The following is a 19,321-nucleotide window of genomic DNA, read 5'->3' on the forward strand; positions in this document are numbered from 1 at the left end:
TTACTGCTGTTTGTTCTGCTGCGGACGGCGACGGTTGCGCTGGCGCGACTGTCCCTGGCGCTGTGAACCACCGCTGCGGCGGTTGCCACCTTGGCGTGGTGAGCGCGGTACGCTGATTGGCGGCGGCAGATCATCTAACAGGGCTTCCGAGTCGTATTTTGACAGTGGGATAGCATGTTCGATGTAGGTTTCGATGGCCGGCAGATTAATGGCGTATTGTTCACAGGCAAAGCTGATCGAATGGCCGCTGGCGCCAGCACGACCGGTACGACCGATACGGTGTACATAGTCTTCGGCATCGTCAGGCAGGTCGTAGTTGAATACGTGCGTTACCTGAGGGATGTGCAAGCCACGAGCTGCTACATCGGTTGCGACAAGGATATCGACTTCACCTTGGGTGAACTGCTCCAGAATGCGAACACGCTTCTTCTGCGGAACATCGCCGGTTAGCAGGCCAACACGGTGCTTGTCTGCTGCCAGGTGAGCCCAGATGTCTTCACAACGGTGCTTGGTATTGGCAAAGATGATCGCGCGGTCTGGCCATTCTTCTTCGATCAAGCTCTGAAGCAAACGCATCTTTTCTTGGTTCGATGGGTAGAACAGCTCTTCCTGGATGCGGTGGCCGGTTTTCTGCTCTGGCTCGACAATCACGCTTTCAGGTGAGTTCATGTGCTCGAACGCCAGCTCTTTAACGCGGTAAGACAGCGTTGCTGAGAACAGCATGTTCAGGCGTTCCTGCGGTGCAGGCATACGGCGGAACAAGAAACGGATATCCTTGATAAAGCCAAGGTCGAACATACGGTCGGCTTCGTCCAGAACCACTGCCTGGATAGAGCGTAGGTCAATCACGCGCTGCTTGTAGAAATCGATGATACGGCCACAGGTACCGATCAGGATATCCACGCCCGCTTCGAGTTTCTTCTGCTGTTTCTCGTAAGCTTCACCACCGTAGGCAAGACCTGCTGTTAGGCCGGTGCTTTCGAGTAAAGGCTTGGCATCGTTGTAAATTTGGATCGCCAGTTCACGAGTCGGTGCCATAATAATGGCACGAGGATGGTTTTGCTTACGATCCTCTTTTGCTGGGTTTAGCAGCAGGTAGTTAAAAGTCGCAGTCAGGAAAGCCAGGGTTTTCCCTGTGCCTGTTTGAGCCTGACCAGCAATGTCACGGCCGGAGAGCACTACCGGCAATGCCAGCGCCTGGATCGGCGTACAATTATGGAAACCTTTGGCTTCCAATCCTTGTAAAACCCGAGGTTCTAAACCCAGGTCGGCAAATTTTTGCTCTGTGATGTGAGTCGTCTTCATTCGTATAGAATATCAGCTTAGGGTTGCAATACGAAACGGATTCCATTCAAATAGGGCATCGATTTGCTGGTTAAAATCAAATCAGCTAACAAAATCAACCATTGGAGTGGAAGATGAGCGACAAGATTGTGCAGCTGACAGACGCAAGTTTCGAAAGCGATGTCATTACTGCTGCAGGCCCGGTACTAGTCGATTTTTGGGCTGAATGGTGTGGTCCTTGTAAAATGATTGCCCCAATTCTTGATGAAATCGCGGACGAGTACGAAGGCAAGCTGACTATCGGTAAATTGAATATCGACCAGAATGCAGCGACACCACCAAAATTCGGTATCCGTGGTATCCCGACTCTGCTGTTGTTTAAAGACGGCGGTGTAGCGGCAACCAAAGTGGGTGCCCTGTCAAAGAGCCAGCTTAAAGAGTTCCTAGACGCGAACCTGTAAGCGACTCTGTCTCGAACCGTGCACAATTTCTCGTTGTGCATGGTTTGACTTGCGTCTATGCTAGACGGATGAGATCTTTAGTGCTAACTTATTGCACGTAAATTGTAATTTTGTTCATTCCTTGACCAGCCCCATTGGTCAGCTTTATCTCAATTAACATAGAACCCCAATTTTGACTGACAAGAAACCCACCACTATGAATCTTACTGAACTGAAGAACCAACCTATTTCTAAGTTGGTTGCGCTTGGCGAAAGCTTAGGACTGGAAAACCTGGCGCGTTTGAGAAAACAAGACATCATCTTTGCAATTCTCAAACAGCATGCGAAAAGTGGTGAGGACATTTTTGGCGATGGTGTTCTAGAAATCCTTCAAGATGGCTTCGGCTTCCTCCGCTCTGCAGACAGTTCTTACCTCGCCGGTCCAGATGATATCTACGTTTCTCCTAGCCAAATCCGCCGTTTCAACCTTCGCACTGGTGACACAATTGCCGGAAAGATCCGCCCGCCGAAAGACGGTGAGCGCTACTTTGCCCTGCTGAAGGTTAACGAGGTTAACTACGATAAGCCAGATAACGCGCGTAACAAGATCCTGTTTGAAAACCTGACTCCACTGCACGCCAACGAGCGTATGCGTATGGAGCGTGGTAACGGTTCGACTGAAGACATCACGGCCCGTGTACTGGACTTGGCATCGCCAATCGGTAAAGGCCAGCGTGGTTTAATTGTTGCTCCGCCGAAAGCGGGTAAAACCATGTTGCTGCAGAACATTGCCCAGAGCATTGCCTACAACCACCCTGAGTGTGAGTTGATGGTATTGCTGATCGACGAACGTCCGGAAGAAGTAACCGAGATGCAGCGCCTGGTTAAGGGTGAAGTGGTTGCTTCTACCTTCGACGAGCCAGCATCACGCCACGTACAGGTGGCTGAGATGGTAATCGAGAAAGCCAAGCGTCTGGTAGAGCACAAGAAAGACGTTGTGATCCTGCTTGACTCCATCACTCGTCTGGCACGTGCCTACAACACAGTGATCCCGTCATCGGGCAAGGTACTGACCGGTGGTGTGGATGCCAACGCCCTGCACCGTCCGAAGCGTTTCTTCGGTGCGGCTCGTAACGTAGAAGAGGGCGGCAGCCTGACTATCATCGCAACGGCACTGGTTGATACCGGTTCTAAGATGGATGAGGTTATCTACGAAGAGTTCAAGGGTACAGGTAACATGGAACTGCACCTTTCTCGTAAGATTGCTGAAAAGCGTGTCTTCCCGGCGATTGACTTCAACCGCTCTGGTACCCGTCGTGAAGAGCTACTGGCGAAAACGGACGAGCTGCAGAAGATGTGGATCCTGCGTAAGATTGTTCACCCTATGGGTGAGACCGATAGCATGGAGTTCCTGATCGACAAGCTATCGATGACCAAGACCAACGACGAGTTCTTCGACGCGATGCGTCGCCAGAAGTCATAACTTCTGTCAGCATAATTGCTGCTTGACTCACAGTTTTGAAAAACGCCACCGCTTGTGGCGTTTTTTATTTTTGGTACACTGGCAACCTTAATTGATCGTTGTTCAATTGCAGCTTTGCTGGTAATTGCCCCCGATAAATCGATATACTGTGTTTGTTATCAACTTGTGATTTTGGGTCAGGATGATCCTGATAACCGACATATCTTTTTTCACCAAGGAGGTGACATGCGACTAGGAAAGTGCATGCAGATAGGTTTGCTGGCTGTAGGGATGATAGCGGCCCAGGCAACGGCCGAGAACAAGGCTCAGATTGCCATTCAGCCAACCGAAATTTCCCAACAGGACGTTGAACAAGTCCAGTCTTCCCTGCAGGTTAAAAACCGGGTATCGGCCCTGCGTCATTATTACGACAACAGCGACTTTGCGCTGTTGGAAACGCATTTGTCCCCGCTGCCACCCTTGCAGCAAGAAGCCGTACGCAGCGAGATGATTGACTATGCCATCGACTATGCGGAGAAACCCAATGGTCTGGATCAGGCCAAAGCCGATTGGCTTGAGGCGCAGGCAGCCCGTATGCCGGTGTTCAATGTGGTCGAGCAAGGGGATGGCTACCTGGTGACCAAATCGGCCTTTCATTACGGTGCCAAGGCCCGCAGTTTGGTGATCCGCTGGCAGCAGCAATTGCTGGCCCAACAAATGGTCGAGCAAGCCGAGCGCGGTGAGCTGCAATTGTCACAGTGGTTGACCGGGGATATCCAAGCCCAGGCGACCCGTCGCGATATCTTCCTTGCCCAGTTGCCAGAGCTGTCGCAGCCTGCCGTCGATATCTTGGCCGAGCAATTTACTTCGGACAGCAAGTTGTTGTGGTTGCCGGACAATGCGGTGATTGCCGCCATCGCCGCCGCCTCGGGCGATGACGGTGTCTACCATCTGCTGTGGCGCCGCCGCAGTGATCAATACAGCTTAGCTGAGCTTAATCGTTTGGCTGGTATTGCGCCGCAGCCGGATGCCACCAAGCAGTTGATGGCAGCGACGATTAACCCTACGTTGAAGCTCCAGGCCTACCGCGCACTGATCACCCTCAAGCCATTACCTGTGGCGGCCAGGGACTTTCTCAGTGATAAGCTAAGCGAAGTCGATGACGGAGAGCTGGTGGCAACTGAACTTGCCCGCAGCGGCTACCTTGACTGGCTCGAGCAACTGGCGTCGGTTAGTCGCAGTCAGGTATTGCAGAAGAATTTCCGTTCGGCCGTTGCCAAGTTACCATAATCTAGCCCGGCCGCGTGTCGAGTCTTCCTGTCCGGCAAGGGTTGGATCGCAGTGGTCGGATTTTCCGCTGTCCTACCGTTAACAAGTCGTTATAATGTTTTGATAATGATTATATGTACCCGGTGTCTGGAACCAGCTCCGGGTGCTGGTGTATTTAGGATAGGTAGCCGCGAAACCGATGAAGTTCAAGGATCTGCGAGAGTTTATTGACTATCTGGAGCAACAGGGCGAGCTCAAGCGCATCAAGCAGCCTGTTGACCCGGATCAGGAGATCACCGAAATCTGTGATCGTACCCTGCGGGCCGGTGGTCCGGCACTGTTGTTCGAAAACCCGGTGGGCTATGACGTCCCGGTACTGGCGAATCTGTTCGGTACCCCGGGCCGGGTGGCAATGGGAATGGGGCGGACCGACGTGCGTGAACTGCGGGAAGTTGGCAAGTTGCTAGCCTACCTCAAGGAGCCCGAGCCGCCGAAAGGCTTCCGTGAAGCGCTGGATAAGCTTCCGGTGTTCAAGCAGGTGCTCAATATGCCGGTCAAGCGGCTGCGCCGTGCGCCGTGTCAGGATATTGTCTGGCAGGGGGATGAGGTAGACCTGGATAAAATTCCGGTAATGAGCTGCTGGCCCGACGATGTGGCACCGCTGCTGACCTGGGGCTTGACCATTACTAAGGGGCCGAACAAAAAGCGCCAGAACCTTGGGATTTACCGCCAGCAGAAAATTGGCAAGAACAAAATCATCATGCGTTGGCTGGCTCACCGTGGCGGTGCGCTTGATTTGCGTGACTGGATGGAAACCAACCCGGGCAAACCATTTCCGGTGAGCGTGGCGTTTGGCGCCGATCCTGCGACTATCCTGGGTGCGGTTACACCGATCCCCGATACCTTGTCTGAGTATGCCTTTGCCGGTTTGCTCCGTGGCCGCAAGAGCGAAGTGGTCAAGAGTCTGACCAATGAGTTGGAAGTGCCGGCCAGTGCGGAAATCGTGCTTGAAGGCTATATCGATCCAAACGAGTTTGCCGATGAGGGGCCGTATGGTGACCATACCGGTTACTACAACGAGGTCGAGCGCCACCATGTGTTCACTATCACCCATGTGACCATGCGCAAGGAGCCTATCTACCACAGTACCTATACCGGCCGCCCACCCGATGAGCCGGCTGTGCTCGGTGTGGCATTGAACGAAGTGTTCGTGCCTATTTTGCAAAAGCAGTTCCCGGAGATTGTCGATTTTTACCTGCCGCCGGAAGGGTGTTCCTACCGCATGGCTGTGGTGTCGATGAAGAAGCAGTACCCGGGCCATGCCAAGCGGGTAATGATGGGCGTCTGGTCTTTCCTGCGCCAGTTCATGTACACCAAGTTTGTTATTGTGGTGGATGAAGATGTCGATACCCGAGATTGGGGCAGTGTGGTGGCTGCGATGTCCCGCGATATGGATCCGGTGCGTGACACCTTGTTTATCGATCAAACCCCGATTGACTCGTTGGACTTTGCTTCTCCGGTCGTGGGGCTCGGCTCCAAAATGGGGCTGGATGCAACCCGCAAGTGGGATGCGGAAACCGCCAACGCTGTGGCTTATCCCCGCCTGCAAGCTGAGCAAGATCATCACGCCTTGGAGCAGGAAATCAAGCAGCTCCCGACAGTGATTGATTGCTACCTGCCGTCAACGGCAGAGTGCGCTGGCGTGGCGATTGTGACAATCGATAAAGACCAAGAGGGCCAGGCATTGCAGGTAATGGACAGTATCTGGACGACGCTGTCAGGCAAGACAGACACCAAGTTCATTATTGTCTGCGATGGTGATGTTAATGCCCGCGATTGGAATGATGTGATTTGGGCGGTGACCACCCGGATGGATCCGAGCCGTGATACCCTGATGGTTAACCAAACAGAAGAGCATGGTGCCAGAATTGGCCTTGATGCCACCAATAAACTGCCGGGCGAAGCGAGCCGGGAGTGGGGAACTCCAATCGTCAAGTCTCCGGAGGTGGTTGCCAAAGTGGATGCCATCTGGGATGAACTGGGGATCCTGGGTTAACCTTGTTAGTAAGCCAAACCCTATAACCAGAACCATTAACCAAGGCCCGGCACCAAAGCCGGGCGTGAGAAAATAAGTATGTACCAAGTCCGCCTGCTGCCCCATGATGTGACGTTTGCCACCGACGGTGAACAGACATTGCTTGAGGCTGCGCTCAACGCAGGCATTGCTTTTCCCAACCGCTGCCAGGTCGGCGCCTGTGCTATGTGCATGTGCCGCAAGCAGCAAGGGGAGATCCGCTACCAGCTCGAGCCTATGCTCACCGAGAAGGAGCAGGCCGAAGGCTGGATTTTTGCGTGTCAGGCAATGGCAAACAGTGATTTGGTACTCCAGCTAGATTAGAGGAAGAGAATGTCCATCAAGTGCGAAGTAACATCCGTCGAGCCGCTAGCCTGTAATACGTTTCGTATCCTGCTGCGCCCGGAGCAAAACATTGAATTCAAAGCGGGCCAGTACCTGTTGGCCGTGATGGGCGAGAAGGACAAGCGTCCGTTTTCTATCGCCAGCAGCCCATGTCGCGAAGGCGAACTGGAGCTGCATATCGGTGCTGCCGAGCATAACCCGTATGCTATCGAGGTGGTTGAGCGCATGAAATCGGCGCTTGAAGATGGCACTGCGATTGAAATCGAAGCGCCGCACGGCGAAGCCTGGGTGCGTGAAGATAGCGACAAGCCCCTGCTGCTGATTGCTGGTGGTACCGGGTTCTCGTACGTGCGTAGCATCTTGGACAACTGCCTGAGCCGCGGTGTCAGCCAGCCGATCTTCGTTTACTGGGGCGGCCGTGATGAGTGTCAACTTTATGCTAACGACGAGCTTAAGGCATTGGCCGATAAGCATGGCAACCTGACTTATGTCCCTGTGGTCGAGAGTGCACCGGAAGACTGGCAGGGTAAAACCGGAAACGTGCTGGAGGCGGTGAGCGACGATTTCGTCAGCCTGTCGGCGTACGATATCTACATCTGTGGCCGTTTCGAAATGGCCGGGGCCGCCCGTGAGCAGTTCTCGGCCGAGAAAGGCGCCGAGCGTGAGCGTATGTTTGCTGATGCGTTTTCATTCATATAAGCGGCTCGATGGTTTAAGAGCGGCCCTATGGCCCTATGGGTTAAGACTTCAGTATAAAGTGATCACTAGCGATAAATTAGTGAATTATCTGGTTTGACAGTACCTTTGGGTTCTACGATTTTTTTGTAGAACCACAGAACCACAGAACCACAGAACCACAGAACCACAGAACCAATAGTCAAAAGGCGAACCCAAAAGGTTCGCCTTTGCTGTATTCGAAACAGTTGTATCTGAAACTGCAGTATCGCTTATGCTGCTCTTGCCAACTCCACCTTGCGCTTGACCCAGGTTTCGTTGAACCACAGGGACGCGACAATGATCACCCCACCGATTGATAGTCTGACTACATCGACATCCCGGTTCCAGATCAGGATATTGACGATAAGACCCGCTGGCACCAGCGCATTGTTCATAATTGCTAGCGCGCCGGCATTGACCAATGTCGCCCCCTTGTTCCAGAGAAAGTAGCCAAGACCTGAAGCGATAGTGCCGAGGTAGATCAGGATGCCCCACTGGGTACTGGTTGCAGGTAACTGCTCGGTGTTACCGAATAACAGGAACATCGGCAGTGCGACACACACCGCTCCGAGGTAGAACAGGCCGAAAACCGTGTGCTGGGGGATTTCCTGCAGCTCTTGCTCCATGATGCGCTTGTAGCCAACCTGGCCGATGGCAAAGCTCAGGTTGGCGCCTTGGACAATCAAAAAGCCAGTAATAAAGTCTTCATTGATCCCCTCGAATTTGATCACTGCCGCGCCCAAAACGGCGATGGCTGCTGTTGCTAGGTACCAGGCCGAGAAGCGGCGGTGCAGCATGTCGTAGATCAGGGTGACATAGATCGGGGTGAAAATAGTAAACAGCAGGACTTCCGGTACGCTCAAGTAGAGGAATGACTGGTAGTAAAAACAGTACATGATGCCGAGCTGGAAAGCGCCAACCAGCATTATCTTGAGTGCCAGCGAGCGATGCAGGTGCTGGCGGCGCAGGAATGGCAGAAACAGCAGTGCTGCCAGGCTGACACGGGTCAGGACCGAGAACCAGGCATCGACCTGGCCGGCTAGGTAGACCCCGATCAGGCTAAAGGAAAAAGCCCAGAGCAGGGTAACAGCGGATAAGTATCCCATAGTGTTTGTTCAGGGTAGTGAATTGAATGATGGGGCAAGTGTAGCGAAAAAAGTGCAGGGTAAATACAGCCAATTGGTGTGGATACCGACATCGGATCTGTGGTTGGAAGAGCGTCAGGCACGGTGATCGAACTGTGCCTGACAGGCGTAACTAGGAAGGTTTACGCTTGAATTACTTGAGTGGGATCATCAGCATATCGACCGGCGAGCGGTTGATTAGCTGCTTGGCCGAGCTGAGGATTTTGCTCCAGAAGTCTTGGTGGTGACCGCAAACCACCAGTTCGATGTCCATGTCATCGATAGCGTGGCAGATCTCCTCGCTGAGATCACCACTGCCTACCAAGGTATGGGACACCGGGTAATTGGCCTTGTCGGCCAGTGACTGCAGCTGTTTTTGGGCCTCGTCGGCCATGCGGTTTTGGGCGTCGGACAGGTTGATATCAATCAGGCCGGTATACAGCTCGGCGTAATTGACGTCGATGTGGATGAGCGACAATTTGGCGTCCAGTGCCTTGGCGAGCTCGGCGGCTTTGCCGACGATAACGTGGCTGTCATCGGACAGGTCGATAGCAACCAGAATATGTTTGTAAGCCATAGTTTTCACTCCTTGACTTAGGGGCTTTGCTTCATGCTAGCACCTAATTTTAGGAAAAAATATTACCGGGATCGCAACTTGTTCTGCTGTTTTACGAAATAATTTTAGCAGTGGAATTAGTTGAATTATTGAAACTTTTTAACTTATTTCGCTGGACTGACGAAAACATGTCGTAGATTGTTTGCCGCTGGGCACGATGAGTTGCATTCTCACTTTTGCATTGTGACAATGGTGACAACAGCGTTTTCATACCACCCGATGAGATTGGTATACACTAGAATAGAAAGGAGTAGTGCGATGTTAGCTCAAGCAATGGTCGATAAACTCAACGAGCAAATTAACTTAGAGTTCTTCTCTTCCAACCTGTACCTGCAGATGAGTGCTTGGTGCGAAGACAAGGGCTTTGAAGGTGCGGCAGAGTTCCTGCGCAAGCATGCCGTTGAAGAGATGGAGCACATGCAGCGACTTTTCACTTACGTCAGTGAAACCGGTGCATTGCCAATTCTTGGCGCCATCGAAGCACCAAAGCACGAGTTTGCATCACTGGGTGACGTGTTCCGTGAAACTTACGAACACGAGCAGCTGATCACCGATAAGATCAACAAGTTGGCACATGTTGCATTTACTACCCAGGACTACTCAACGTTTAACTTCTTGCAGTGGTATGTGGCAGAGCAGCACGAAGAAGAAAAACTGTTCAAAGGCATTCTTGATAAGATCGAGCTGGTTGGCGAAGACGGCAAGGCCTTGTTCTTCATCGACAAAGATCTCGCTGAAATGGCGAAAGCTGGATCGACATCAGTAATGGATACACAAGCTGGCTAAATCGTCTAGGGGCATGTGACATGCCCCTTTCTCACCAGAGTATGGCCAGCTGATCAGTCACGTTGTTCGGGGGCTATATTATGAGTGGTGACGCAATCTTACTCGCACTTTTTTTGGTCGCTGTGGTGAATGTTTCTCGCTATGTCAGTACCTTGCGTACTTTACTGGCGGTCATGCGCGAATGCGATCCTCTTCTCTACCAGCAGGTCGACGGCCGAGGTTTTTTCTCATCTCAAGGCAATGTCACCAAGCAAATCCGGTTATTCCACTATATCCGCAGCCATCAGTACCATAACCACCATGATCCGGTGTTCATGGAAAAGTGCTCTAAGGTACGGCGGTTGTTTATCCTTGCCAGTACTCACTTGATGGTGTTCTTTGTCTCCATCTTTGTGGTGGCGTACCTCGGTATATAACAAACAGCCGATAAAACCAGCGTTAGAGGCATAAAATTACGCATTAATATTGCCAACGTATAAATATGAAACTAATTTACCCACCGTGTTTATTCTAGGTGGTTGTTATGAATCATATTTATCAGTGGTGGAATGCGTTGGAAAGAGGCGTTAGCCAGGACTGGATGTCTAATGTCGGCTTGCTTCTGCTGCTCAGCGCGTGTCTGTGGGGGGCATGGCTGCTGGTAACCCGGCATCTGTCGGTAGCGGCGGAGAAAACCCGTCTAGTGTGGGATGATGCGCTAATCGGTGCGATAAGAAGACCGGTCAGCTGGCTGATCTGGCTTTGGCCGGCAGCATTCTCCCTCGGGGTGATTATCGACAATACCTCGGACTACTCCAGTGATTTTCTCGCCAATGTCAGGCATCTGATGCTGGTTTGGACGTTTACCTGGGTATTGTTGCGCCTTATCACCAATGCCGAAAATGCGATATGCCTGACCGCCAAGGACGTCACCAGTATCAACGCCGTGTCGAAAATCCTGCGTTTGGTTGTGCTGGTCGTCGGTGGCTTGGCCATGATGCAGAACCTTGGCCTGAGCTTGTCCGGGGTGCTGACCTTCGGTGGTGTGGGGGGCTTGATTGTCGGTATGGCAGCCAAAGATCTGCTGGCCAATTTCTTCGGCGCAATCATGATTTACTTCGACAAGCCGTTTAAACTCGGCGACTGGATCCGCAGCCCGGATCGGGAAATCGAAGGTGTGGTCGAGAAGATAGGCTTCCGTATGACGGTGATCCGTACTTTCGACAAGCGCCCGCTGTATATCCCCAACTCAGTATTCAGTTCTATCGTGGTGGAAAACCCTTCCCGCATGCTCAATCGTCGTATCAAGCAGAAAATAGGCCTGCGCTACCAGGATGCTGGGGTGATCGATAATGTGGTTGAGGACATCAAGGCTATGCTGTCGTCCCATCCGGATATCGATACCCGCCAGACCTTGATTGTCAGCTTTGATAACTATGGTCCGTCTTCGCTGGACATCCTGATTTATACCTTTACCAAAACCACCGGATGGGTGGAGTACAAGGCTATCCAGCAGGATGTGATGCTGGAGGTGGTGAAGATTGTCCATCGCCACGGCGCTGATTTTGCTTTCCCGACAACGACCATTCGCATGGCGGAGAGCCTCCAGGGTGATAATACCCAGTTAGAGCGTGTTAGTGGGAGAGGGGATTCAGCGAGGTTGACCGCTTAGATCTTGTGGCTAGGATATGGACCGGGTGGTCAATATTCGCATATTTTTCCTATTTCTATTCGTGATGTAGGTGGGTAGAATAGCCGCGTTGATAAGGGATGCAGACCAGCAAAGGTTACCGCATCCCTTTTTTGTTCGTTTTGCTCGGGTCGTTAACGGTAGATATATGGCAGATAAGTTCGATGTAGTAATTATTGGCGCAGGGGCCGCAGGCTTGATGTGTGCGGCTGAGGCAGGTAAACGCGGGCGCTCTGTACTGGTGGTTGACCATGGCAAGAAACCGGGACGCAAGATCCTGATCTCTGGTGGTGGCCGCTGCAACTTTACCAATTACGATGTTGCCGCTAATAATTATGTTTGCCGTAACCCGCATTTTGTCAAATCGGCCTTGTCGCAATACACCAACTGGGACTTCATCTCGATGATCGCCAAGCACGGCATTGCCTTCGAAGAGCGTGATCATGGCCAGCTGTTCTGTGAAGATTCTGCCAAAGAGATCGTAGCCATGCTGCTGGCCGAGTGCGATCTGCCGACGGTACAGCAACGCTACCAGGTGGATGTCCATGATATTGCCAAGACCGAGAGCGGTTTTAGCCTCAAGCTCAATACCGAACAAATCGAGTGTGAATCGCTGGTGGTCGCAACTGGCGGCCTGTCGATGCCTAAACTCGGTGCCACCCCGTTTGGTTATCAGATTGCCGAGCAGTTTGGCCTGAAGATGGTGCCAACCACGGCTGGCTTGGTGCCTTTCACCTTGCACAAAGAAGATAAGGAAGCCTTCGCAGAGCTGTCGGGCATTGCGATCCCGGCGGTGGTGGAAGCCGAAGACGGTACCACGTTCCGCGAGAACCTGCTGTTTACCCACCGCGGCCTGTCGGGCCCTGTGGTGTTGCAGATCTCCTCTTACTGGACGCCGGGCCAGAAAGTCACGGTGGATTTGTTGCCGGACTTGGATCTGGAAGAGACCCTAACTGCGATGCGCGATAAGCACCCGAACCAGAGCCTAAAAAACTCGCTGTCCCGTTTGCTGCCGAAGCGATTGATTGAAGTGCTGATCGAGCGGGGCGATTTGGTCGATAAGCCGCTCAAGCAGTTCAACCCGAAAGATATTACGGCGATGGCCAACTATTTCCATAAGTGGACCATTGCGCCTAACGGCACCGAAGGCTACCGCACCGCCGAGGTGACACTGGGTGGGGTTGATACCGATGGTCTGTCATCGAAAACCATGGAAGCGAAACAGGTTCCGGGGCTGTACTTTGTCGGTGAGGTGATGGATGTCAGCGGTTGGCTGGGTGGTTATAACTTCCAATGGGCATGGAGCTCGGGCTTTGTTGCCGGTCAGTATGCTTGATCCCCAAGTGCACTTTTGACGGCTAAAATACAGCGGTGCAGTGCACCGCTGTGTTGTTTTTGGATTGATTATCCCATCAACTGTTTTAGGTTTTTATGATTACGTGGCCTATTGATGGTTAACCATTTATTTACCCCGTTCTTACCCTGATTTCACGTCTGTAAAATGGCAATAAGTTTTTACTTTTTTTGCTAGCAACTCGCCTAAAAATGCCTATAATCCGCGCACTTTTTTATGATTATCATCATCTCTTAGCGGAGTAGAGCTTAAATGAAAAAAATCGCATCCAAAGCGATCGTAATGACCCTTCTTGCGACGTCACTTTCTGGTTGTATTGGTCAAATGGGCACCTCTCAGTTGGTAACAAAAGCCAACCTGAGTGCGGTAGATAACCGTTACGGCCGTGCTGGCCTGTTTGTTCTGCTGGGTCCTGTGTACGGTATTGCGGCGACGGCGGATCTGTTCATCTTCAACACCATTGAGTTCTGGACCGGCAAGAACCCGATCACCGGTAAATCTCCGGCGGTAGCAGACACCCCTGTTGATGCGATTTTCAAAGTAAATGGTCAGCTTGACTCATCTCTGACGACTGTGCCTTTGGCAAGCGTGCAGAACAGCGACATCTTTGCGGCGAGCTTCCGTCAGATTGACGAGCGCACGCTGGAGATGAACGTGGTTTACCAGAGCGGTGAGCAGGCGGTACTGCGCGGTGAGCGTGCTGGCGACGATGTGAACTTCTACCTAGACGGTGAGTTTGTTGCAGCCGTGGGTATTGATGAATTGAGCCAGTACGCCAGCAATCAGGCTTAGTAGCCTCTTCGGACTGCACGAAAGTAAAGCGGGAGCCAATTGGCTCCCGTTTTTTATGCGCGTTGCCTGTTGCTCATTCAGGTTTGGCTGGCTGCAGGCCCTGCCAGAGGATATGGAAAGCCCCTTGTTGGTAGTGCGGCTGCTGAGCAAGCTCGGGTTGTTCGATAAACAATTGGGCGGTACTGAGAAAGTGCTGGCGGAAAAAGCTCAGTACCAATGGCATCGGCAAGGGGGCCAGCAGACCCTGCTGCTGGGCTTGCTCGACCCGGTCGCCAATAAACCCCATGGTGGTCAGCATCAGATCTTGATGGCGGCTAATGGTATAGGCCGGATCGTGATTGAGCTGCAGCATCAGTTTGAGCTGGTTGGGGTGGGCGGTGGCCCAGGCCAGTGCCTTGCCCCACAGTAGCTGTAGTTGCTCTTGCAATGAGCCGTTGTCAGGTGGGGTAGCGAGAGTCTGGGCCAGATCCTGTTTGGCCTCGAGGTAGAGGGTATCGACCAGATCCTGCTTGCTGGGAAAGTGGTGGAACAGGGTGCCGGTCGCGACACCGGCCTCGCGGGCAATGCTGGCGGTTGATGTGGCCTGCACCCCATTGGTGACAAACAGGGTCAGGGCGGTATCGAGCAATTGTTGTCTTTTCATGGTTTTCCTTGAACTGGGCTCAGCGCATGAAGAAGCCGAGCATCAGTTTCTGCCACCAGCGGTTATACGGCGGCTTGATCAGCCCGGTGGTGGCGTATTTGTGCTGGGTCAGGACGGTTTTTGCCTTGGAGAACGTCAGGAAGCCCTCCTTGCCATGGTAGTGCCCCATACCCGATGGACCTATGCCACCAAACGGCGCATCGTCGGCTGCCACCTGGAGCAGGGTCTCATTGATAGCCATACCGCCCGAAATGGTGCAGTCCCGGACTTGCTGCTGGACAGCCGGATCCTGGCTCATTAGGTACAGGGCCAACGGGCGCGGGCGCTGCTGGATGAAGCGGATAGCATCCGCCATCTGGTCATACTCGATAACTGGGAGCAGCGGGCCAAAAATTTCCTCATTCATCAGCGTCGCTTGTTCCGGGACGTTGCTGAGCAGGTGGGGGATCAGACGATGGCGGTCATCGCTGCGGGCATTTTCGTGGCACGGGAAGACTTCGGCACCAAGCTGCTTGGCTTCATCCAGCCACTGGCATAGGCGCTGGTACTGGCGAGGGTTGATCACCGAGGCGAAATCGGGATTGTCGACGCCATTGGGATAATGGCGGTTGAACTGCGCGATAAAGCTGTCGATAAAGGTCTTGGTCTGGCCTTTGGGCACCAGAATATAGTCTGGTGCGACACAGATCTGGCCGGCGTTCATGCATTTGCCGAACAAGATACGCTCTACGGCTAAGTCGATGGGTATATCTTCGGCAATGATCACCGGCGACTTGCCACCCAGCTCCAACGTGACCGGGGTCAGGTTGCTGGCGGCTGCCCGCATGACGTGGTGGCCGACGGCGGTGGAGCCGGTAAACAGCAGGTGGTCAAACGGCAACTGGGTGAAATGGGCGGCGGCATCGGCTTCGCCTTCGAAAACGGCGACCTGCTCGGGCTGGAATGTATCTTCGATCAGGCTGCGTAGCACCTTGTTGGTCGCTGGGGTGAACTCACTGAGCTTGATCATTGCCCGGTTGCCTGCCGCTAGGGCGGAGATCAGCGGCCCTAGGCTGAGCATCACCGGGAAGTTCCACGGTACCACGATACCTACCACGCCCACAGGTTGATAGTGAACCGTTACTTTGGCTGGGGAAAGCATTAGTCCAGCATGTCTCCGCGAAGGCTTCATCCAGCGCTTGAGCCTTTTTAGGCTGTAGTTAATGTTGTTGATACAGGGAACGATATCGGCTACGAGGGAGTCTTGGCGATGACGCTGGCCATAGTCATCCGCGAGGGCTTGGCAGAGTGCCTCCCGATGCTGCTTGATAGCTTGCTTCAGAGCGGTTAATACCTTTTTGCGCTCGTCAAGCGAAGGCATGGGCGCTTCTAAAAACGCGACTTGCTGGGTGTGAAGCATGCGATCCATCTCGGTGCAGTACTCTGGCTGGATCTGGATATTTTCGGCCACGGTCATCGGTTGGTCTCCCTATTTTTAAAACCGACTAGTCAGTCGGTTTTAGTATAGAGGACTTTACCTGTCTGTGAGCTGGTATTTTGTGCTTTATTTCTTGTGGCCGCTTTTCTCAGCGTGGAACACATCGATAAAGCGGTCGAAATAGTGCTGAAGTTGGCTGGCGTCCTGATGGAAACCTGCAGTTACCAGCAAGGCTATTCCGGCTTCGCAGGTACACAGGTTGCCCGGTTGCTGGTTGCGGCGCAGGGCGTAAGACGAATCGGCGTTCGGGGTTAGTTCAAGCCGAGGCAAGGTAGCCAGCCAGGGACTGCGCCGGATCATCTTGCGGGCTTCCTGCCAGGTGGCATCGAGCAGAATGAACAAGGGTATTTTGTCCGGGTCGTTCCGGAACGGCTTGGCAGGCATAGTGTCATCGCCGGGGAACAGCAACCAGGGTTGGTATTGCGGATCGGCCAGCATATCCAGCAGCGCTTGCGGAGGGTTGACCCGATCCCACATCTGACGCTGGCAATGAGGCAGGCTGCGTTCCATTAGCTGGCCGGTATTGGTATCTTTGCCCATTTCCTTGGGGTGGGTAAGCAGGATAAAGGCGTGCGGGCAGCTCAGAGCAGGCTCGGCATGGCAGATGCAGTTGTGCTTAAAGCCGCAGCGCGGGCAGGGTGTCGTCATGGTACTGGGTCAGGCCTGTGGGTTATGCCACGCAGTGTGGCATAACCCGGCGCAAAAATGGAAGGCTTTCCATTTTGATACCTAGTCCTGAATAGGGCTTTGTTTATCCAGTGTCAGACCGCTTTCGCCCAGCTCGTAAGTCTCGCCATTGATAACTTCCTGCTGGGTGGTGAGCTGGCCATCCTCACGGGTAAATAGTCTTTCGCTGATCAGCCTTCGGCCTTGGTACTGGGCCATGGTGACTTTCACTTTGCCGTCGCCAGCTTGCTGCCAGAAACCTTTTTCTTGCAGGCCTGGTTGGCCGTCGCTGTAACTGTATTCGGTCACCGCAGAGTGATCCGGCAGCAGGTTCAGTGTGGTCGTCAGCACTGTGGTACCCAGCTCGCTGTGGCCCTGGTAACTGCCGACCCAATGCTGGGTGACATCCGTTGCCCCGAGGGTGGCACAGCCGGTGTATTCGATGCCTTGCCAAGTGAGGGTTGATTGCCAGCCGAACAGGGCATCGCTCATGGTGTCGTTGCACTGGGCTTGGGTCATGGTAAGGGTGAAATCACGCCCTTTGTAGATCTGCTGTCCGGAGCGGATATCACGGCTGGTGATGGTTTGTTGCTGGGTCGGGTAGCTGATCCGGTTGAGGGAGGCAGTGTCTCCTGCAACTTCGATACTCCAGCCGGGCTCATTGCCGAAGGCCCGGGTTTTACGCGGTGGTTGTTGGCACCCCTGGCGCATCTCGGCAGACAGCAGATTGATCTGCTTGACGTTGAAGCGGGCATCGTAGTCGGCGGCAAAACCTTCTTCCGGGGCGGGCTCGAGGTAGCCAATAAATTCGCCGTACATCGGCTCATACCCCGGCGGTGTGACGGCATTGGCTGCAGGGAGATCACCGGCCGGCAAATGTAGCCAGTACTGCTGGTTGCTGCCGCACGGTTGGATACTGCGGCTTTCGTGGCCGAGGATCACCTGGCCGCGCAGCATGAAGGCTTGTACCTTGCCGCTGCTGGTGGTCACCTCTGGCGTGGTAAGCGCTTCTTCCTCCTGTGTCGGGGCGGAAGATGGGTCACTGGCACACCCTGCCAGCAACAGTAAGGCTGCAATAGGAGCAAGGGGAAGTTGTCGGCGTATCATCGGGATCCCTCGTTGTGATAGGCTGGGGTATAAAGTCAGTTATACCAGATAAATAAAAGAGTATCAGAATGGCGTATTGGTTATTCAAGACAGAGCCGGACACCTTTTCGATAGACACGCTCAAACAGCAAAAAGTTTCCTGCTGGGAAGGTGTCAGGAATTATCAGGCACGAAATATGATGCGTGATGACATAAAGCTAGGGGATCAGGTTCTGATTTACCACTCTTCCTGCAAGGATGTCGGCGTGGTGGGCATTGCCGAGGTGGTACGCGAAGCGTATCCGGATCATTTCCAATTTGACCCTGAAGGGCCTTATTTCGACCCGAAATCGGACCCGGACAACCCGCGCTGGATCATGGTCGATATCGAATATCGCCATCATTTGCGCCTGGTGTCATTGAAGCGGATGAAAGCCAACCCGGCACTGGCAGAGATGCCGCTGGTCAAGCGCGGAAACCGGCTCAGTATCATGCCGGTGACCGAGGCGCAGTGGCAGGAAATCCTGCAGATGACCGGGCAGTTTTAATCTCTGATTGCCAAAAGATATTAAAAAAGGAAGCCGTAGCTTCCTTTTTGGGTATTCTCAGCAAAACGCTTACTTTAGCCTTTTACTTCAGAATCTTATTTTAGCAACTGGTTGCTGAGGTAGTGCGCCACCGCCTCATCGCTGCAGCTGCCGATCACTTCGTTTTCGGGCAGGGCGGCCTTGACCTTGGCATGAGAGGTGCCCATCACCAGGCCCTTGCCAGCCATTGTCAGCATTTCAACATCATTCATCCCGTCACCGAAGGCTATGCAGTCTGACAGGGTATAGCCTTTCTCTTTGGCCACCGCTTCGAGGGCATGACCCTTGGACACATTGGCATCCATCACTTCAAGGCACCATGGGGTGGAGAAGGCCACATTGGCCTTGTCACCGAACTGGGCGTTGATCTTGTCTTCCCAATCAACCAATTTGTCATGGTCGTGGTCGTCGCGGGTGAAGAAAACCTTGGCAACGCCTTCCAGCGGTGGGTTTTCAACATCGAACAGTTGGTAGCTGAAGGTATCGTGGAATTCACGCAAGCTTGGATCTTCCTGGTTCAACAACCAGTCATCGTTGCGGTAGATATGGATTCTCAGCTCCGGATCCTGTTTGGTCATGGCAATAATGCCGGAGATAACCTCGGGTTGGACGTCCTGCTTATAGATCACTTCGTTCTTGCAGTTGTGCACCCGTGCGCCATTGGAGGTGATCATGTAAGCCGGGATCCCCAGTTGCTCGCGCAGCCCTGCCACATCAATGTGGTGGCGACCGGTGGCGAAGATAAAGTCTTTGCCCTGGTGGTGGAGCTGGTTGAGGGTATCTTTGGTAAATGGGGCAATTTTATGGTCTGGCGTCAGCAGGGTGCCGTCCAGATCCGATGCAATAATTTTGTACATGAAACCTCTCGCGATAGGAACAGAGGCCCAATGCCGATGGCATTGGGGAAACAGTGCAATTTTAAACCAGTTC

The 19,321-nt window shown here is 53.2% G+C and carries 20 protein-coding genes; 12 read left to right on the forward strand and 8 right to left on the reverse strand.

Going from position 1 to position 19,321, the window contains the following annotated elements:
* A complete protein-coding gene (rhlB, locus tag ACXAD4_RS00200) occupies positions 1–1,305 on the reverse strand; it encodes an ATP-dependent RNA helicase RhlB (protein WP_475237747.1) in 1,305 nt (434 codons plus the stop codon).
* A gap of 113 nt (positions 1,306–1,418) precedes the next feature.
* Here rhlB and trxA point away from each other — a divergent pair, with 113 nt between their 5' ends.
* From trxA to fre, 6 genes are all read left to right on the forward strand, one after another.
* Complete coding sequence (gene trxA / locus ACXAD4_RS00205; RefSeq protein ID WP_107298891.1) at positions 1,419–1,745, forward strand: thioredoxin TrxA; 327 nt, start codon at positions 1,419–1,421, stop codon at positions 1,743–1,745.
* Between the two features lie 196 nt (positions 1,746–1,941).
* On the forward strand, positions 1,942–3,207 hold the full coding sequence (gene rho / locus ACXAD4_RS00210) for a transcription termination factor Rho (protein ID WP_317524705.1): 1,266 nt from the start codon (positions 1,942–1,944) through the stop codon (positions 3,205–3,207).
* Positions 3,208–3,432: 225 nt separating this feature from the next.
* Positions 3,433–4,476: a hypothetical protein gene (locus ACXAD4_RS00215; RefSeq protein WP_475237749.1), complete on the forward strand. Its 1,044-nt coding sequence runs from the start codon at positions 3,433–3,435 to the stop codon at positions 4,474–4,476.
* A 178-nt stretch (positions 4,477–4,654) separates the two neighbouring features.
* Positions 4,655–6,511: a 4-hydroxy-3-polyprenylbenzoate decarboxylase gene (ubiD, locus tag ACXAD4_RS00220; protein ID WP_475237751.1), complete on the forward strand. Its 1,857-nt coding sequence runs from the start codon at positions 4,655–4,657 to the stop codon at positions 6,509–6,511.
* Positions 6,512–6,589: 78 nt separating this feature from the next.
* Positions 6,590–6,853 carry a 2Fe-2S iron-sulfur cluster-binding protein gene (locus tag ACXAD4_RS00225; RefSeq protein WP_107298894.1) on the forward strand — a complete coding sequence of 88 codons (264 nt, stop codon included), beginning with the start codon at positions 6,590–6,592 and terminating at the stop codon, positions 6,851–6,853.
* A 9-nt stretch (positions 6,854–6,862) separates the two neighbouring features.
* Positions 6,863–7,573 (forward strand): NAD(P)H-flavin reductase, encoded by a 711-nt coding sequence (fre, locus tag ACXAD4_RS00230; protein WP_475237754.1) that lies wholly within the window; start codon positions 6,863–6,865, stop codon positions 7,571–7,573.
* A gap of 248 nt (positions 7,574–7,821) precedes the next feature.
* Here fre and ACXAD4_RS00235 read toward each other — a convergent pair whose 3' ends face one another.
* Both ACXAD4_RS00235 and ACXAD4_RS00240 read right to left on the reverse strand, forming a co-directional pair.
* Positions 7,822–8,697: a carboxylate/amino acid/amine transporter gene (locus ACXAD4_RS00235; protein WP_475237756.1), complete on the reverse strand. Its 876-nt coding sequence runs from the start codon at positions 8,695–8,697 to the stop codon at positions 7,822–7,824.
* Between the two features lie 172 nt (positions 8,698–8,869).
* The gene (locus ACXAD4_RS00240; protein ID WP_107298897.1) at positions 8,870–9,292 is read right to left on the reverse strand and encodes a universal stress protein; all 423 of its coding nucleotides are present in this window, start codon (positions 9,290–9,292) and stop codon (positions 8,870–8,872) included.
* Between the two features lie 297 nt (positions 9,293–9,589).
* Between ACXAD4_RS00240 and ftnA the strand changes: the two genes are divergently transcribed.
* From ftnA to ACXAD4_RS00265, 5 genes are all read left to right on the forward strand, one after another.
* Positions 9,590–10,117 (forward strand): non-heme ferritin, encoded by a 528-nt coding sequence (gene ftnA / locus ACXAD4_RS00245; RefSeq protein WP_475237758.1) that lies wholly within the window; start codon positions 9,590–9,592, stop codon positions 10,115–10,117.
* A gap of 77 nt (positions 10,118–10,194) precedes the next feature.
* Positions 10,195–10,533, forward strand: coding sequence for a universal stress protein UspB (uspB, locus tag ACXAD4_RS00250; RefSeq protein ID WP_475242670.1), 339 nt, complete (start codon positions 10,195–10,197; stop codon positions 10,531–10,533).
* A gap of 107 nt (positions 10,534–10,640) precedes the next feature.
* Positions 10,641–11,768 carry a mechanosensitive ion channel family protein gene (locus ACXAD4_RS00255; RefSeq protein WP_475237762.1) on the forward strand — a complete coding sequence of 376 codons (1,128 nt, stop codon included), beginning with the start codon at positions 10,641–10,643 and terminating at the stop codon, positions 11,766–11,768.
* A gap of 166 nt (positions 11,769–11,934) precedes the next feature.
* A complete protein-coding gene (locus ACXAD4_RS00260) occupies positions 11,935–13,122 on the forward strand; it encodes a BaiN/RdsA family NAD(P)/FAD-dependent oxidoreductase (protein WP_475237763.1) in 1,188 nt (395 codons plus the stop codon).
* 270 nt (positions 13,123–13,392) lie between these two features.
* Positions 13,393–13,932, forward strand: a complete 540-nt coding sequence (locus tag ACXAD4_RS00265; RefSeq protein WP_317524714.1) for a DUF3332 domain-containing protein — start codon at positions 13,393–13,395, stop codon at positions 13,930–13,932.
* A 73-nt stretch (positions 13,933–14,005) separates the two neighbouring features.
* Here ACXAD4_RS00265 and ACXAD4_RS00270 read toward each other — a convergent pair whose 3' ends face one another.
* The 4 genes from ACXAD4_RS00270 to ACXAD4_RS00285 all read right to left on the reverse strand — a co-directional run bounded on the left by ACXAD4_RS00270 (position 14,006) and on the right by ACXAD4_RS00285 (position 17,825).
* Complete coding sequence (locus tag ACXAD4_RS00270; protein ID WP_317524716.1) at positions 14,006–14,575, reverse strand: TetR/AcrR family transcriptional regulator; 570 nt, start codon at positions 14,573–14,575, stop codon at positions 14,006–14,008.
* Between the two features lie 19 nt (positions 14,576–14,594).
* A complete protein-coding gene (locus ACXAD4_RS00275) occupies positions 14,595–16,025 on the reverse strand; it encodes a coniferyl aldehyde dehydrogenase (protein ID WP_475242671.1) in 1,431 nt (476 codons plus the stop codon).
* A gap of 93 nt (positions 16,026–16,118) precedes the next feature.
* A complete protein-coding gene (locus tag ACXAD4_RS00280) occupies positions 16,119–16,700 on the reverse strand; it encodes a tRNA-uridine aminocarboxypropyltransferase (RefSeq protein ID WP_475237765.1) in 582 nt (193 codons plus the stop codon).
* 81 nt (positions 16,701–16,781) lie between these two features.
* Positions 16,782–17,825 carry a COG3650 family protein gene (locus ACXAD4_RS00285; RefSeq protein ID WP_475237767.1) on the reverse strand — a complete coding sequence of 348 codons (1,044 nt, stop codon included), beginning with the start codon at positions 17,823–17,825 and terminating at the stop codon, positions 16,782–16,784.
* 68 nt (positions 17,826–17,893) lie between these two features.
* Between ACXAD4_RS00285 and ACXAD4_RS00290 the strand changes: the two genes are divergently transcribed.
* Entirely contained in the window at positions 17,894–18,352 is a 459-nt protein-coding gene (locus ACXAD4_RS00290) for an EVE domain-containing protein (RefSeq protein WP_475237770.1), read from the forward strand.
* A 95-nt stretch (positions 18,353–18,447) separates the two neighbouring features.
* Here the strand turns inward: ACXAD4_RS00290 and ACXAD4_RS00295 are convergent, their stop codons facing one another.
* Entirely contained in the window at positions 18,448–19,248 is an 801-nt protein-coding gene (locus tag ACXAD4_RS00295) for a Cof-type HAD-IIB family hydrolase (protein ID WP_475237772.1), read from the reverse strand.
* Positions 19,249–19,321: the final 73 nt, after the last annotated feature.

It is taken from the genome of Photobacterium sp. AWH4_225, from assembly GCF_056158405.1.

Bases quoted from the DNA above. Each gene is read 5' to 3' on its own strand.
- ACXAD4_RS00270 (WP_317524716.1), bottom strand. From the start codon at position 14,575: ATGAAAAGACAACAATTGCTCGATACCGCCCTGACCCTGTTTGTCACC.
- ACXAD4_RS00225 (WP_107298894.1), top strand. From the start codon at position 6,590: ATGTACCAAGTCCGCCTGCTGCCCCATGATGTGACGTTTGCCACCGAC.
- ftnA (WP_475237758.1), top strand. From the start codon at position 9,590: ATGTTAGCTCAAGCAATGGTCGATAAACTCAACGAGCAAATTAACTTA.
- ACXAD4_RS00290 (WP_475237770.1), top strand. From the start codon at position 17,894: ATGGCGTATTGGTTATTCAAGACAGAGCCGGACACCTTTTCGATAGAC.
- ubiD (WP_475237751.1), top strand. From the start codon at position 4,655: ATGAAGTTCAAGGATCTGCGAGAGTTTATTGACTATCTGGAGCAACAG.
- ACXAD4_RS00285 (WP_475237767.1), bottom strand. From the start codon at position 17,825: ATGATACGCCGACAACTTCCCCTTGCTCCTATTGCAGCCTTACTGTTG.
- ACXAD4_RS00295 (WP_475237772.1), bottom strand. From the start codon at position 19,248: ATGTACAAAATTATTGCATCGGATCTGGACGGCACCCTGCTGACGCCA.
- fre (WP_475237754.1), top strand. From the start codon at position 6,863: ATGTCCATCAAGTGCGAAGTAACATCCGTCGAGCCGCTAGCCTGTAAT.
- ACXAD4_RS00255 (WP_475237762.1), top strand. From the start codon at position 10,641: ATGAATCATATTTATCAGTGGTGGAATGCGTTGGAAAGAGGCGTTAGC.
- ACXAD4_RS00240 (WP_107298897.1), bottom strand. From the start codon at position 9,292: ATGGCTTACAAACATATTCTGGTTGCTATCGACCTGTCCGATGACAGC.
- rhlB (WP_475237747.1), bottom strand. From the start codon at position 1,305: ATGAAGACGACTCACATCACAGAGCAAAAATTTGCCGACCTGGGTTTA.
- ACXAD4_RS00215 (WP_475237749.1), top strand. From the start codon at position 3,433: ATGCGACTAGGAAAGTGCATGCAGATAGGTTTGCTGGCTGTAGGGATG.
- trxA (WP_107298891.1), top strand. From the start codon at position 1,419: ATGAGCGACAAGATTGTGCAGCTGACAGACGCAAGTTTCGAAAGCGAT.
- ACXAD4_RS00260 (WP_475237763.1), top strand. From the start codon at position 11,935: ATGGCAGATAAGTTCGATGTAGTAATTATTGGCGCAGGGGCCGCAGGC.
- ACXAD4_RS00265 (WP_317524714.1), top strand. From the start codon at position 13,393: ATGAAAAAAATCGCATCCAAAGCGATCGTAATGACCCTTCTTGCGACG.
- rho (WP_317524705.1), top strand. From the start codon at position 1,942: ATGAATCTTACTGAACTGAAGAACCAACCTATTTCTAAGTTGGTTGCG.
- ACXAD4_RS00235 (WP_475237756.1), bottom strand. From the start codon at position 8,697: ATGGGATACTTATCCGCTGTTACCCTGCTCTGGGCTTTTTCCTTTAGC.
- ACXAD4_RS00280 (WP_475237765.1), bottom strand. From the start codon at position 16,700: ATGACGACACCCTGCCCGCGCTGCGGCTTTAAGCACAACTGCATCTGC.